General features: G+C 48.4%; 17 protein-coding genes. 3 read left to right on the top strand and 14 right to left on the bottom strand.

Annotated elements, in window-relative coordinates:
• Nucleotides 1-3: 3 nt before the first annotated feature.
• Nucleotides 4-459: a hypothetical protein gene (locus tag K7H21_RS06580; protein WP_223226960.1), complete on the top strand. Its 456-nt coding sequence runs from the start codon at nucleotides 4-6 to the stop codon at nucleotides 457-459.
• Nucleotides 460-538: 79 nt separating this feature from the next.
• Here the strand turns inward: K7H21_RS06580 and K7H21_RS06585 are convergent, their stop codons facing one another.
• The 13 genes from K7H21_RS06585 to K7H21_RS06645 all read right to left on the bottom strand — a co-directional run bounded on the left by K7H21_RS06585 (nucleotide 539) and on the right by K7H21_RS06645 (nucleotide 9,007).
• A complete protein-coding gene (locus tag K7H21_RS06585) occupies nucleotides 539-913 on the bottom strand; it encodes a TA system toxin CbtA family protein (protein ID WP_032938032.1) in 375 nt (124 codons plus the stop codon).
• 38 nt (nucleotides 914-951) lie between these two features.
• The gene (locus K7H21_RS06590) at nucleotides 952-1,311 is read right to left on the bottom strand and encodes a type IV toxin-antitoxin system YeeU family antitoxin (protein WP_049101822.1); all 360 of its coding nucleotides are present in this window, start codon (nucleotides 1,309-1,311) and stop codon (nucleotides 952-954) included.
• A 22-nt stretch (nucleotides 1,312-1,333) separates the two neighbouring features.
• A complete protein-coding gene (locus K7H21_RS06595; RefSeq protein WP_032938028.1) occupies nucleotides 1,334-1,555 on the bottom strand; it encodes a DUF987 domain-containing protein in 222 nt (73 codons plus the stop codon).
• Nucleotides 1,556-1,568: 13 nt separating this feature from the next.
• Nucleotides 1,569-2,051, bottom strand: coding sequence for a RadC family protein (gene radC, locus K7H21_RS06600; protein ID WP_032938026.1), 483 nt, complete (start codon nucleotides 2,049-2,051; stop codon nucleotides 1,569-1,571).
• Nucleotides 2,052-2,291: 240 nt separating this feature from the next.
• Nucleotides 2,292-2,771, bottom strand: coding sequence for an antirestriction protein (locus K7H21_RS06605; protein ID WP_075206252.1), 480 nt, complete (start codon nucleotides 2,769-2,771; stop codon nucleotides 2,292-2,294).
• A 79-nt stretch (nucleotides 2,772-2,850) separates the two neighbouring features.
• A complete protein-coding gene (locus K7H21_RS06610) occupies nucleotides 2,851-3,672 on the bottom strand; it encodes a DUF932 domain-containing protein (RefSeq protein WP_071067384.1) in 822 nt (273 codons plus the stop codon).
• Nucleotides 3,673-3,782: 110 nt separating this feature from the next.
• The gene (locus K7H21_RS06615) at nucleotides 3,783-3,995 is read right to left on the bottom strand and encodes a hypothetical protein (protein WP_032938024.1); all 213 of its coding nucleotides are present in this window, start codon (nucleotides 3,993-3,995) and stop codon (nucleotides 3,783-3,785) included.
• Nucleotides 3,996-4,104: 109 nt separating this feature from the next.
• Nucleotides 4,105-4,578 (bottom strand): hypothetical protein, encoded by a 474-nt coding sequence (locus tag K7H21_RS06620; protein WP_189095326.1) that lies wholly within the window; start codon nucleotides 4,576-4,578, stop codon nucleotides 4,105-4,107.
• A gap of 73 nt (nucleotides 4,579-4,651) precedes the next feature.
• On the bottom strand, nucleotides 4,652-5,281 hold the full coding sequence (locus K7H21_RS06625) for a hypothetical protein (RefSeq protein WP_032938019.1): 630 nt from the start codon (nucleotides 5,279-5,281) through the stop codon (nucleotides 4,652-4,654).
• A 97-nt stretch (nucleotides 5,282-5,378) separates the two neighbouring features.
• Nucleotides 5,379-6,056 (bottom strand): helix-turn-helix transcriptional regulator, encoded by a 678-nt coding sequence (locus K7H21_RS06630; protein ID WP_032938016.1) that lies wholly within the window; start codon nucleotides 6,054-6,056, stop codon nucleotides 5,379-5,381.
• A 55-nt stretch (nucleotides 6,057-6,111) separates the two neighbouring features.
• A complete protein-coding gene (locus K7H21_RS06635) occupies nucleotides 6,112-6,840 on the bottom strand; it encodes a DUF3944 domain-containing protein (RefSeq protein ID WP_189095324.1) in 729 nt (242 codons plus the stop codon).
• 587 nt (nucleotides 6,841-7,427) lie between these two features.
• Nucleotides 7,428-8,591, bottom strand: a complete 1,164-nt coding sequence (locus K7H21_RS06640; RefSeq protein ID WP_224232184.1) for a hypothetical protein — start codon at nucleotides 8,589-8,591, stop codon at nucleotides 7,428-7,430.
• A gap of 191 nt (nucleotides 8,592-8,782) precedes the next feature.
• Nucleotides 8,783-9,007: a helix-turn-helix transcriptional regulator gene (locus tag K7H21_RS06645; RefSeq protein ID WP_032938002.1), complete on the bottom strand. Its 225-nt coding sequence runs from the start codon at nucleotides 9,005-9,007 to the stop codon at nucleotides 8,783-8,785.
• Nucleotides 9,008-9,322: 315 nt separating this feature from the next.
• Between K7H21_RS06645 and K7H21_RS06650 the strand changes: the two genes are divergently transcribed.
• Together K7H21_RS06650 and acuR are read left to right on the top strand one after the other, a co-directional pair.
• On the top strand, nucleotides 9,323-10,069 hold the full coding sequence (locus K7H21_RS06650) for a hypothetical protein (protein WP_032938000.1): 747 nt from the start codon (nucleotides 9,323-9,325) through the stop codon (nucleotides 10,067-10,069).
• Nucleotides 10,070-10,395: 326 nt separating this feature from the next.
• Nucleotides 10,396-11,049 carry an acrylate utilization transcriptional regulator AcuR gene (gene acuR, locus K7H21_RS06655; protein WP_032937998.1) on the top strand — a complete coding sequence of 218 codons (654 nt, stop codon included), beginning with the start codon at nucleotides 10,396-10,398 and terminating at the stop codon, nucleotides 11,047-11,049.
• 72 nt (nucleotides 11,050-11,121) lie between these two features.
• Here acuR and acuI read toward each other — a convergent pair whose 3' ends face one another.
• Nucleotides 11,122-12,105, bottom strand: coding sequence for an acrylyl-CoA reductase (NADPH) (gene acuI, locus K7H21_RS06660; protein WP_139512558.1), 984 nt, complete (start codon nucleotides 12,103-12,105; stop codon nucleotides 11,122-11,124).
• Nucleotides 12,106-12,653 lie beyond the last annotated feature (548 nt).

Raw genomic sequence — 12,653 nt, forward strand, 5'->3', positions numbered from 1 at the left:
TCCATGGATATCGCAACGCTTCTGGCGCGGTCGTGGCAAACTGCGACAACGGGTGATGACTCCATTCGCTCCGCCAGGGATATCGTCGAACACTGGTATGATAAAGGCGGTGACCTCACCCGACGGACCCGACGGTTTATGCTGCGGGAATGCCTGTGGATAGCCGCACATTACCGGGACACTGAAACGGTACTCACCCGACAGTTTCGCCTGCTGGCCGTGTTACTGTATCTGGGCGGTTATTTTCCGAAAGGAAATGTCGACGGTATGCTCCCGGAGAAATGTTTCATTTTACTGAACGCCCCGGAATTAAGCCCCATCCTGACAGACGATACGGCCCCTGATGTTCTGGCGGCGTCCTGCCACACCCTCTTCTACCTCAGACGGATATCTCCGTTAAGGTGTTACCACCATACGCGCTGTCTGAGCGAACATCTTTTTCAACTAATGGAGATCTGATAAAAGCGCCAGTCTTTGTACTGGTACCTGAGGGGCTGATCGCTGACGGTGTTGGCGTCAACGATCAGGGCTAACGTCATTATTTCCCTCCGCTGAATCTGCCACCTGTGATGTCAGTAACGGTTTTATATCCCTTGCGGGTCATCAGCCCGGTAGCCTTCCGGTCTCGGAGCATATCAAGGCTGCCGATAAACGGAGACTGCTCTTTCACGCTGAAGCCGTGACGGTCAGTACGCACCAGGTCGTACTTTTCCACGATAAAATTCACAGCGTCACACAGTGAGATTCCCGCATCAATGTGTTTCTGGATCACACTGTCGTTGCCAAACGGTGTGTCGTTGAGGGTAAGGCCGTAGTGTTGCTCCAGCAGATACTCCAGTAATTTTTGCCAGATTTTGACTGATGACAGACGTGACGATGCCGCCCTTTGAGGGGGCAGGGATTGTATTTGCATGGTTTGCACTCTTTTGACGAAGGAAAAGCGTCCGGGGTTTATGCGGTTGTTGCAGACGCCGGATAAATTACGATATACAAATAGCCACAGGAACCGAGCGTATCGGCCTTACATATCAGCCCTTTTGCATGGAGCGTGATGCAGCGCTGAATGCGGGGCATGAGTTCGCTGCTGGTCAGCATGAGCTCCATCTGCTTCATCAGTAACGGAAATGCCTGGTCCAGATGGCGTAAATCTGCGTCATTAAATGTCCCGGTGGTGCTGGCGCGGTCAGCAAGGTAATGCAGGCGGTTACCCTCCTGTACCAGCCGGGCACCAAAACATGGCGTGACGTTGCGTCTGAGGCCCCACCAGGGTTCCGCGATGTTATGGTTGATTACACGGGTTGCTTTCTGCATGTAAGTACTCCTTAACGGTGAGTTAATTCAGGGTGACGCTGCGCAGGATCACATACGGACCGTTGCGGTCCTGTCGACGTTCAGCAAACACGGCCAGTACACCCCGGATATCCTGCACTTCCCTGCCGTAGTAATGGCAGATACTGCCGGACCACTTATATTTCCCGGTACAGAAGCGAAACAGCCGGGACTCAGAATGCTGGCGGTATATCGCCATTGCCTGACGTTTGCTGATGATTTTCATCGTTATTCTCTCCCTAAAGCCAGCCACGCTCGGCAAACGAGACGATGTCCATGCCTCCCACTACCAGGTGGTCCAGCAGACAGATATCCACGAGTTTAAGTGCCTGCTTCAGATGGTCAGTAAGCAATCTGTCGGCATGGCTGGGTTCGGCATAACCTGACGGATGATTGTGTGAAAGCACGATGGCAGCCGCGTTGTATTTCAGTGCTGCCTTTATCACTTCACGGGGATGTACCTGCGTATGGTTGATGGTGCCGGTGAAGAGCGTTTCATGGGCAATAAGACGATGCTGGTTATCGAGGAAGAGCACCATGATTACTTCACGCTCCAGTGTGGCGAGCTGCAGGCGAAGCCAGTCGCGAACTGCATGGCTGGAGGTAAATGCCTCGCCGGGCTCGCGTAACTGGCGTTCCAGCAGGGTCAGAGCGCGTCTGATGGTGCGCTGCGCGGTGGGAGATATTCCCCCGCTGTCAGGGGGACACGTGGTGATATTCATTTGCTTTTCCTGTCTGTTGACGCGTTGGGAGGAGATGTGTTGTACAGTTTTTCGGCAACGACGAACTCGTCGTGCAGGGATTCAAACCATCACCAGATATGGAAGAGAGGGGTACCCGTCAGGAAATGCAGGAAGGGTTCGTCGGTCACAAGGTCACCGTCCTCATCCCTGACCGTTGTATTCCTCAGCGTATCCCACAGGGCATTAAGGTGAGACAGTTCATACGGCATGGCGGGATGCTCAGTCGATAATGCGCATGATGGCGCTGCATTCTGCGTGGTTCAGCGCATAGTCACGCAGACGCCAGTAATGTTCCGTCATGGAGTCGCATTCCGTGCGGCAAGCGTGATGACTGTAAGCGATAAGACAGACTGCAATCCCTGCAGCTTCGGCGCTCATGTCTGAGGCGTTGCCGTTCATGGCGTTGAACAGCGACCAGAAGACATCGTTGTCCGTTTCCGGAACCATGAAGGCCCCGCCGTTGCTGAGAGTATAAAAATTCCAGACACCGCCGCTGTAGTCAGCGCAGAACCGATCCATCCAAGCAAAGACCTGCGGTTCAAGGGTTATCCACTGCGGGATGTTGCCAAAGTGCTGCGGCCAGAACTCCACACGCTGTTCGTCAGGTACGGGCGCGGCTGTCAGAGCATGTGCAGAACCGTTATCGTCAGCCTGCAGAGGTAGCTGATTTTTATCGTTAATATTAATCATGTCGGTCATGTTAATTTTTCCTTATGCATGGAGATGTTGAATGGAAGACTCGGGCCGGGGATTGATTTCGGTGGCGGGGCGCGGGTTATTACCCGCCCAACAGGCCCATCATGTTTTCGGCCATCACCCAGAGCGCACGGTTTAACTTAACGTCGCCATCAATCCCGTTTACTGCGCGGGTATGAGTACGTTTACCCTGCGCGGTACGGCCACTTAGCCCGCCTTTCAGCAGGTTTTCCTGAATGCGCTGGTAGGTAGTCCACAGGTCATCGCTCTCGTCCTGCCAGCGGCGAGGTGCAAGGATTTGCGATTCAGTCACTGGCTGGTACTCTTCCCCAAAACGGTAGGCCAGCGCCGCTTTAGCAAGTGCATGCTGTGCTGGTGACGGGAGTTGCAGGGACTGCATAGCGTCACGTTTCTCTTCCACCCGGTCAAAGACGCTGAGCACCTCATAGGCACCCTCAATCACCTTCCCGACGACATCCCCCCTGTGTGGCACGCGGATCTCGCCAAACGACTGTCCGCAGACGAGCGAATTAGTGCAGACACTTCGGAATATCCCCGGCAGTAACTGAAAACTCGACGCGCCATCGTGCGAATTCAGAATGATGATTTCCGGCACCTGCTGACCGTTTATCTGACCGGCACGACGCAGGCGCAGCATATGCTTTGTATGTTCCCGTCGGCTCTGGTCGCGCACTCGTGACTGACAGGCAAAGAATGGCCGGAACCCTTCGCGTTTAAGGTTCTCCAGCAGGGTGATCGTGGGTATGTAGGTGTACTTTTCGCTTCTGGAGTCGTGCTTGTCTTCCCCGAAGACGCTGGGGACATGCTGCATCAGTTCTTCGTGGGTTAAGGGACGGTCACGGCGAATCTGGTTCACCCGACCAAAACGGCTGGCTAATCGCATAGTTGATTCCTCATCTGATTAATCTGAAGGCATAAAAGCAAAAGCCCCTGCTCCGTGAGGAGGCAGGGGCTGGATGTGTTGTTCTCAATGAACGGATAGGGCGGGCGGGACTACAGCGTATCCAGAATCTTAAGTATCTGCGCCATCAGGGCGGTGATAAGTGCAGTAACCAGCAACGTGACAGCTTCTCTGGCCGTATCAATGCTGCTGTCATCGTAGCCAGCCTGACGGAAGCGGATTTCAATATACTGCCGGGCCTGATGCCCGCCGCACCAGGTCAGCACCTGACCTAAGGCAGTGATTAGAATTTTTAAAAAGGGCATAGGAAAGCCTCAACGCCACCGTAAGGTGGCATGCAAAACGAAATCCATGGGAATGTGAGAGCACCCGTTTCAGACGAAACGGGTGCTGGGACGGTGTATGGAGTTGATGCTAATCCGCCGTGAGGGAGGTACAAGCTGACATATCAGCAAGCACCTTATGAACATTACTGGCTGAGGGTGTGAAACTGGCTACTTTTTTGTCGTTAACCCAGACTTCAAATGATGTTGCTTTTTTGACAGCATCAATGAATGATACCCAGGCATTATCCCCATTACGCCAGCCCAGGGAAGCAGGCACACCATACTGTTCGCCACCGGTGACGAGCGTAATAGCGGTACCGTCATCCTGTGAACTGAGGGTGCGTCCATCCGGCAGGGTGACCAGTACGCTGTGCTGGAGCACCTGGTTCTCATCGGGATTACTGGTACAACTGATGTTGAGTCCGGTATGCTGCGGGCTGGTGATGATGTATTCGGACACGCCCATGCCGAAGCCTGAATGCCAGATATTGGGAACGGCAAACGCTGTGGGTACAGCACTCAGTATCACAGCGGTGAGTGTAACAGCTAATAATATTTTCATGGTTTCTCCTTAATGATTACCGATGAATTAAATTCGTAATCACAGCATTTAAACCCGGTTTGTTACGCCTTTCTTATCGTGTGCGAAACATGGACATTATATCGACAGAATAAAAATCATTTAATGCCAGCTCTCCCCCCTGAGCAGCATAAACTCTTGCCACCGGGCGTAATAACTTATCGCCAATATCCTTAATTGTCTGACTGTTCTCTGGCGTATTACCGACTTCAGTGACAGGATGTCCCTTTGACTGATAGAGGTTATATTCTATTGTGCCTGTGACCTGTCTGGTTCTTGCCATATCCATTGCTGCTTTATTCACATTTGCAATAAATCCTTTATTACTCTCGTAGCCGGGCTCGCTCTCCGCCCTGTGGGTAATGTCATCAATCCTCTGTTTTAAACGGCTAGTTTCATCATCAGATAACATAGCGGTCAAGCGAACCTTACAGGTTAACGATTTAGCATTCGGATTGCTGTCAATAGTCAGGGGGGTATCCCAGTCTACCGTCACTGCCTTGCCAGTCAGGCCTGACTGACTGTATGGGCGAAATGTTCTGAAGTCGCGTTCATTTACAGCGCTACTGACTATAGCCTCATTAACTGATTTTAATACCTCCTCGTTTTCACACGAGAAATTATCCCCACACCCTGTCAGGGTGAAAACGATAATAATAAATATCGCTGATTTGTACGTTTTCATTTCAGGTTCCTTCGTATTGGTTAATAGATTTTTTAATGTGGTCGGGTGAGCAGACATTTTTCACCTTGTTTTTTAATGCAACGTCAGAGAAATAAACTTATTTATGAATAATTCCGCTGATGTAATTAAAATGAGGAAGCGCACGCATAAACCTCGGATCCTGCATGATGTGGTCGATATGTCTGTTCCGTACAAAACTGCTGACAGTCATCACCACATCGGTAATTGTTGAGAGGGTAAAAACCTGAATGCGATCCTTCGAGACAGCCACCAGATACCACTCTCCGTCGTGGCAAATGAGCCTGTAAGGTGCGACTGATGGCTGTTGGCGTTCCTGATGCAGGAAGTGGATAAGGCGATGACGGATGATGGCCTGAACGATGATCTGAAAACCGCCAAATAATGCAGGGGCCTGTTGCGGAGGATCATTCCAGATGATGCAGGGAGAGTCCTGACCACTATCAAGGAGTACTGAAAGCAGCTTAGGATCAAGAGCCGGAAAATAATGTGCAACGCTGGTTATTCGGGCAAAACGCAGAATATCATTGTTGGTGCGAAAAGGTCCTCGTGCATCACGGAGGCTGACGTTTCCGTCGATATATTCTGTGTCGATATAGCGCAGACGTTCACGCAGGTCTCGCTGTACAGTGCGTTCAGATACGCCAAATTCCTGCGCGAGTTGCCTGACACTGAGCGTTTCGCCCATAAAGAGGCGGCTGACCAGTATGGCGAGACGACTGGCTAACCGGTCATAACGGTGTTCCTGTTCAGGCATGGTAACTGCTCCCTGCAGAAAATAGCCGGACCCGCCATCGGTCGGCCAAAGTGGATTAACGGGAAATATGTTGCTGACGGAGCCAGGCCACGATCATGCATGCGGGTATGGTTACCCGGTAGGCCGGACCGGTAATGTCGGAAATCATCCATGCTGAACTGAGTGCAATGGCAACGGGACCGGCAATGACAGACAGAGCCCTTGACGCCACGACCACAGTGCCCCAGGTAGCAATGCCACCCAGTGAGGTAATGATGCCTGCAGACATCACAGTAGCAAGCTCCAGTGCCGCCAGAGAGGAAGTCCGTATCGCTGCCTGTACCGCCATGATGATGAGCTGAGGCGTCGGGTTGGTCAGGTCAAGCTGCATTGTGCGGGAAAAAGCAGACAGCTCTTCCTGCGTCATCTGAGCCAGGCTTTTCTCCAGAACCTTCATTAACAGGGCGAGCTCAATGGTTTCAGTAGCGCTTTTCGTGTTGTAGTTAACATCGAGTTTTTTGCAGACATCTTCGAGAATTTCCCGGTAAACCACGCCCTGCCCAAAACGGGCCATACTCATTAAGGTATTCGCGCCATAGCGCTGAAGCTCAGCGGCTATCAGTTGCCAGTAGCGGCGATGGTCCGGTGCCAGCAGACGGTATTCCGGAGAACTGGTCAGGCTTTCTGTCCAGCGGGTGTCGCCGTCGCGTGGGTCAGTGGTCAGGATGGAAATCAGCAATTGCAGCTCTTCATTGCTGCACTGGCCCAGCAAATGTAAATCTGCATCGTTACGGTAGACAGCCATTATCCGCCCTCAGTCAGTGTGATATGAAGTCACACTGTAAAAGGGACTGCTGCACGGATGTGTCACCGGGAATGGTTAATATATGCTCCATGCTAATGAATTCGGACAGCGTGTGTCTTGAAATATACAGTATTACCCCGACTATAATAATTTTGTTGTATCTGGGTATTGTCAGTATAATGAGGGGGACTTTTGATTTCGGTTATTTTCCTGCTTTGTACTGGTTCATGGTAATTATATATTTATAAAATCTTAATGAGTCCCCCTTGAGTTTTATTGTGTGTTTTTTGGAGAGGTCTGGTAACCCATATCCTTTAGCCTGGTCGTTAACGTAGATTTACATTTCATTGCGATAGTCTATTTGTGATTTTATAAAGGAAATATAAATGCCAGATCTTGCAAAGTAAGATACCAGGCAAGTACCCATCTGGTTTAGGTGGAAAAGCACGTGACGATGTTGCCGTCCGAATTTGTTAAATCTGACTTCTTTATGTTAACAACAGGTCGGTTTTGTCCACTATTTTGCAGAAATAAGGCCGGTCTTAGCTATCTGCATCGGGAGACCCACTCCTGATCCCCGCTTAGCGTCAGAAATGAGGAGATATAACCAAAACCCCATCTTTATCAAGTGGTGGTGCTGTGAAATATGTATTGTAAAATAAAACGCAGGCTTCCTGATTATTCAAGTCAAGACCAAAATAGCGAGCCATATAATCCTCAAGTACGTTTTGGTAATATGCATGAATCAATCTTTCTTTTCGCCTGGCTCGCTCCGTTACGTCTTCGTGCAGCCCGGAAAATATCTCAAGTAAGTTATCTTTATCCCCATTTAACATGGCATGAAAAGCTGCGACTGCAAATAACTCATTTGCAGGGCCAGCTGACAGCCAGTGACTACTTTCAATATGATTAATAGATTCCCTTAAATCCCAGAGCTCCAGGCGCGATGATTCCTCCTTTAAAAGTTTCAATAAAGGTGGATAAGCATAAATATCTGTGCCAAACAGTCTGCGTGGTATACCAGGATCAGCAAATGTCACATTCTTTACAGGAGATAATGCTTCCTGTATTTCAAATGCTCCATATTTCTCTGTGAGTGCTTTCAATAGCGTTGATTCAACAGACAGGGATAAGCCTGCCGCTTTTATGCCGCTGAATGTTCCTCTTGTGTTACAAACAGGCACTGAGTCTTTCATCATTCTGTTAATCAGTGACGGAGCGATAATAATGTTACGTGTGATATTAGCTCCTCCTTTAGAATTAGGATAAATATGGCACAGTTCTAACTCCAGCCAGGGCGTTAAGCGTTTTATTGCCAGCCCCTTTGAGTCAGTCACCCTGCGGCCATTGATCGTGTTATATGCTTTCTGGTGAGCTGCTTTACGCTCGTATAACCTGATAAGTTCAGCGATGTCATCAGGGCAGTTGATACTCCCCAGCCCGAGGGGATTATTCTTAAGCATTGATTCTACGTTAATCCAGTAAGAATGTTTTACCAGACTGACAATGGCATCGTCATCTATAAGTCTTCTGTCTTTGTTACGATGCTCAATACAACAATACCGTTGATTGCGGGTACCAGACAGACTTATACCACAGGGCGGGTACTGGCACGTCAGACCCCACCTTTGGGCTCTTTTAGCTGCATTAGATAGCTTACCCTGATAATGTTTTGGGCATAAGCGCAATTTACGCTCATCTGGTAAATCACCTATTGAGAGATTACAATTATTTCTTTTACAAATAGCCATAATAAGACTCTTATTACATTCAATATTTTTGGATGATAAATAATCAATTGCTCACTAATCATGAGCATAATTGATAGTGTTTCTTAATATATCGTTAGTAATTAAGATGTATTTGTCTCAAATGAGACTGAAATACACTAGCAATTTAATGCATTAATCTAATGCATTGTTAATGCTCTTATTTATGGATGCTAGGCAATATCTGTCGATGATGCCTGATGACGTTTTAACAACCACTCATCCAGTTCCGATTCAAACCAGCCGACAGATTGCATGCCCAGTCTGCGTTGCTTTGGAAAGGTTGCGTCGTAGCGTGGTGACTTCGGATTGATCCAGTCGTAAATGGTTGAACGAGCTATGCCGAGTTTGTTCACAACGGCACGGATGCGTAGTACCTTGAGATTTTGTGCAGCCATGTATGTTTGTCTCTCTTTGTCTCAGTATGGATGCGATCTTACAAGGCAGGAAAAGGGGAGAGTATGTCCGTAGTGAAGGTATTGGAAAAAATCTTTTATTACAATGTGGTAGAGATTTATTTTGGGCGATTTTCACCGTTTTTTGTTGATGTCAGACCTGATTATTTGTGAAAGTTGTAAATACTGGACCAAAAGCTGCCTTGTATCTGGTTCGATGAGTTCAGGGCCGGGGTTTTGGCCCTGAGATATCTACCATGTCAGAGAAGACAATCTGTTTCCGCATGAAAGCTATCATTCAGAATCTGGGAGTTATGAATGGCTGATGTTAAAGAAAACCTTTTATTTGAAGAATTATTAAGCAGATACCGGAAGAAAAAAAAAGCACTATGCTTTCATCTAGGGATCAAACAGAAACATATTGCAAGAACAAGGGTGACAGAAGATGTTGAACTTATTGTGGTGATAAACACAGGGAGGCAAACCAGCTCTAAAGATTTAGCACAGGCACTGGCCTGCCAGCAGGGAGAGAAAAACTGGCGGCGCTACCTTAAAGTATTCAGTCGTTCTGCATGGGTAGAAAAAGGCATCAGGGGCAATCTGGCTGATGCTCAACAAACCTGGGCGCAAGGGAAGGCGATTCTGAAATCGGATCCCGATCATGCGGTGCAATTGATGCAGAATGCCATTGCTCTTCTGGAGTGTGGTCTGAACCGCTGTGCAACTGCAGCAGCTAAAAATCTCAAGGAGCAACATAAACTCAATTCTGCTTTTGGCGGGAAAAGGAAAGCGGCACGTTTTAACGGTATTAAAGAGGAGGTGATAAAATTACTGGGAGCGCGACCCGGGGGATGGAAAACGAAGACGGATGCTATAAGTGACCTCATTAAAGATTTACGTCCCTATATTGAGGATCATGGGTGGCCTTCTGTTAAGGATGAAGACGACTCGCTCGATGAGGCAGAAATCGAGGGGAGGTTGGGTGATTTGTTGCGGGAATGGTCTGTCCCCAGTGGAGATAAGTGTGTCAGTGCAGCGTTTGCAAAAGCAGTAAGAAAACGCTGAGGCAATCAGGGCACCAGTAAGCTATTTTGAATAACAGCTCACCTGTTATAGTTAGTTGTATTAGCTCAAACTTGATCTGGCACTGTTACTGCACAGGGCTTAACCTAAGCTGACAGGCCGCATTGTGCCAGAAGCTGAAGTTTGCAATTCGCCATTGAACTCGATAAGCCAGTTTAAGAACAAAGCCTTCAATGTCGTTAGCGACAGGCTATGCCACTTTTCATTCGTCAGAAGTGACCACTTCGTCAACGACGGGGATAAACTGATTGAAGCTGCCGTACAAAATCACTTATTCTTTTCTATTAATAAGGTGCAGGGGATAAGTCATGACCGGTGAAATTCGCGGAAGGGGAAGACCACGAAAAACAGAAAGTACCTATGCAGATACTCGTAATGACCTGATCCGCAGCGGACTTGAACTGCTAACGCAGAATGGTTTTCTTTCGACGGGAGTCGATGCCATTGTCAAAAATGCCAGTGTTCCTAAAGGCTCATTTTATTATTATTTTAAGAGTAAAGAGGAATATGCTCAGACAGTTCTGAATGCCTATGACAGTTTCTTTCAACATAAACTCAAGAAACATCTTTATGAATCATCCTGCTCACCGATGGTACGTCTGGAAAATTTCATAGATGATGCCTGTGATGGGATTAATAAGTATAACTTCACTCGTGGCTGCCTGGTTGGCAATATGATGCAGGAGAGCCCGGGGCTTCCGCCATCCTTTATTAACCAACTACAGAGTATTCTTGAGCGCTGGCAAGCACTTGTTGCGGCCTGTTTGTCCGATGCGTTATCTTCAGGCGAAATATGTTCCGATATGAATGATACGCAACTGGCGGCCATTTTCTGGAGTGGCTGGGAAGGCGCAGTCATGCGCGCCAAACTTTATTGTTCAATCCAACCTGTGTACGATTTCTGGAACTATTTCAAAACTTCTGTACGCTATCAACCATCGCCGGAAGTGGCGGCTGAATAGTAAAAAGAGGGGCCTAAACCGGCCCCTTAATAAGTCAGCATCAATCTCAGGCAGGACCTTCTATCCATCTAATTAGCTACATTGAATCACTGCCCGGCCACGAATTTTGCCATTGAGAAGTTTTTCGGCCACATTGATGGCCTCACTGAGTGGATAAACGGTAGTCAGGCTATCCAGTCTGGACTCTGGTAAATAATTTACCGCCTGCTGCCAGATCGCCGCTCTTTTTTCTTTCGCAAACATAACACTGTCAATCCCTTTAAGCGTGACACCACGCAGGATAAACGGAGCCACGTTCCCCATCAGTTCCATGCCCTGTGCCATGCCGCAGGCTGCAACAATGCTGCCATATCGCACCCCGGCGCAGGCGTTGCAGAGCGTGTGGCTGCCGACTGTATCAATGGCGGCAGCCCAGCGTTCTTTCTGTAACGGTTTTCCTGGTGAGGAAAGCTCGGAGCGATTAATAATCTCTTCTACACCGACCGTTTTATAAAGCCAGGCGGCTTCTTCCGGGCGACCAGTAGACGCGGTGACGCGGTAACCCATTGATGCCAGGATCATGGCTGCAATACTTCCTACACCTCCGCTGGCACCGGTAACAAGTACCGGACCATCTTCAGGCTTAACACCATGATTTAACAGCGCGTCGACACACAGCATCGCGGTAAAACCAGCGGTTCCGATAGCCATTACGTGCTTGCTGTTTGCGCCAGTCGGGAGCAGGGTCAGCCAGTCTCCTTTTACCCGTGCTTTTTCGGACAATCCACCCCAATGTTTTTCCCCTACACCCCAGCCGGTAAGAAGAACCTTATCCCCGGCCTGATATTCCGGATGTGAACTGGCGGACACCGTACCGGCAAAATCAATGCCTGGCACCATTGGAAAGTGCCGGACGATGGGGCCACGGCCCGTAATGGCCAGGGCATCTTTGTAGTTGATGGATGAATAGTCAATAATGACCTCCACATCACCCTGCGGAAGCTCACTTTCAGCAATTTCAGCAAGTTGCGCACTGTAGCGATCATCTGTTTTGTTGATTAATAAAGATTTAAACACTTTCACCTCGTCTGTCTGGTCGTTTACCGTTCAGTTATTAAGTCGTTCATAAATAATATTGACCGATCGTCTAATAATCAACACAACTATCCCATTGTTTTGTCAGCATTCAAGAATTATTATTCTTTTCATTAGCTTAAAGCTGTTTTTTTGATCTGTATCAAGCTGGGTTCGTGTTTATCTGGTGAAGAGAGGAAAAGTCAGCGGCCATGGACGATGCACAGTTAAGGCTTCTGGACTCGGCTAATGATGCAATAAAACAGACAGGCTTTGATGAGTTGACCTGCTATTCGCTAATAGCAGGCCTTTGAATCAGTTAGCTTCAGCTATGTGTCAGAAGCGGACATAACCAGTTTGGAATAAGTGACTAGTCGAAGCAACTCCGTAATTCATGTCCAAGAAAGCGGTGATTTAGTCCTTATTGACTGGAAAAGGTTTGGCAAAGCGAGTCCTGCTATCTACAGCTCCGTAGAATTGAAACCTCTTTAACTATATCATCCCGGACGAATCCGGTGAGATCGACGTTATTCCTGGACAATTAAAGTTAA

It is taken from the genome of Klebsiella sp. CTHL.F3a (assembly GCF_019890895.1).
GTDB lineage: Bacteria > Pseudomonadota > Gammaproteobacteria > Enterobacterales > Enterobacteriaceae > Klebsiella > Klebsiella grimontii.

Coding starts and splice junctions, on each gene's coding strand:
- radC (WP_032938026.1), bottom strand. CDS start 2,051: ATGAATATCACCACGTGTCCCCCTGACAGCGGGGGAATATCTCCCACC.
- acuR (WP_032937998.1), top strand. CDS start 10,396: ATGACCGGTGAAATTCGCGGAAGGGGAAGACCACGAAAAACAGAAAGT.
- K7H21_RS06610 (WP_071067384.1), bottom strand. CDS start 3,672: ATGCGATTAGCCAGCCGTTTTGGTCGGGTGAACCAGATTCGCCGTGAC.
- K7H21_RS06645 (WP_032938002.1), bottom strand. CDS start 9,007: ATGGCTGCACAAAATCTCAAGGTACTACGCATCCGTGCCGTTGTGAAC.
- K7H21_RS06650 (WP_032938000.1), top strand. CDS start 9,323: ATGGCTGATGTTAAAGAAAACCTTTTATTTGAAGAATTATTAAGCAGA.
- K7H21_RS06585 (WP_032938032.1), bottom strand. CDS start 913: ATGCAAATACAATCCCTGCCCCCTCAAAGGGCGGCATCGTCACGTCTG.
- K7H21_RS06615 (WP_032938024.1), bottom strand. CDS start 3,995: ATGCCCTTTTTAAAAATTCTAATCACTGCCTTAGGTCAGGTGCTGACC.
- K7H21_RS06580 (WP_223226960.1), top strand. CDS start 4: ATGGATATCGCAACGCTTCTGGCGCGGTCGTGGCAAACTGCGACAACG.
- K7H21_RS06635 (WP_189095324.1), bottom strand. CDS start 6,840: ATGGCTGTCTACCGTAACGATGCAGATTTACATTTGCTGGGCCAGTGC.
- K7H21_RS06620 (WP_189095326.1), bottom strand. CDS start 4,578: ATGAAAATATTATTAGCTGTTACACTCACCGCTGTGATACTGAGTGCT.
- K7H21_RS06590 (WP_049101822.1), bottom strand. CDS start 1,311: ATGCAGAAAGCAACCCGTGTAATCAACCATAACATCGCGGAACCCTGG.
- K7H21_RS06595 (WP_032938028.1), bottom strand. CDS start 1,555: ATGAAAATCATCAGCAAACGTCAGGCAATGGCGATATACCGCCAGCAT.
- K7H21_RS06605 (WP_075206252.1), bottom strand. CDS start 2,771: ATGACCGACATGATTAATATTAACGATAAAAATCAGCTACCTCTGCAG.
- K7H21_RS06630 (WP_032938016.1), bottom strand. CDS start 6,056: ATGCCTGAACAGGAACACCGTTATGACCGGTTAGCCAGTCGTCTCGCC.
- K7H21_RS06625 (WP_032938019.1), bottom strand. CDS start 5,281: ATGAAAACGTACAAATCAGCGATATTTATTATTATCGTTTTCACCCTG.
- K7H21_RS06640 (WP_224232184.1), bottom strand. CDS start 8,591: ATGGCTATTTGTAAAAGAAATAATTGTAATCTCTCAATAGGTGATTTA.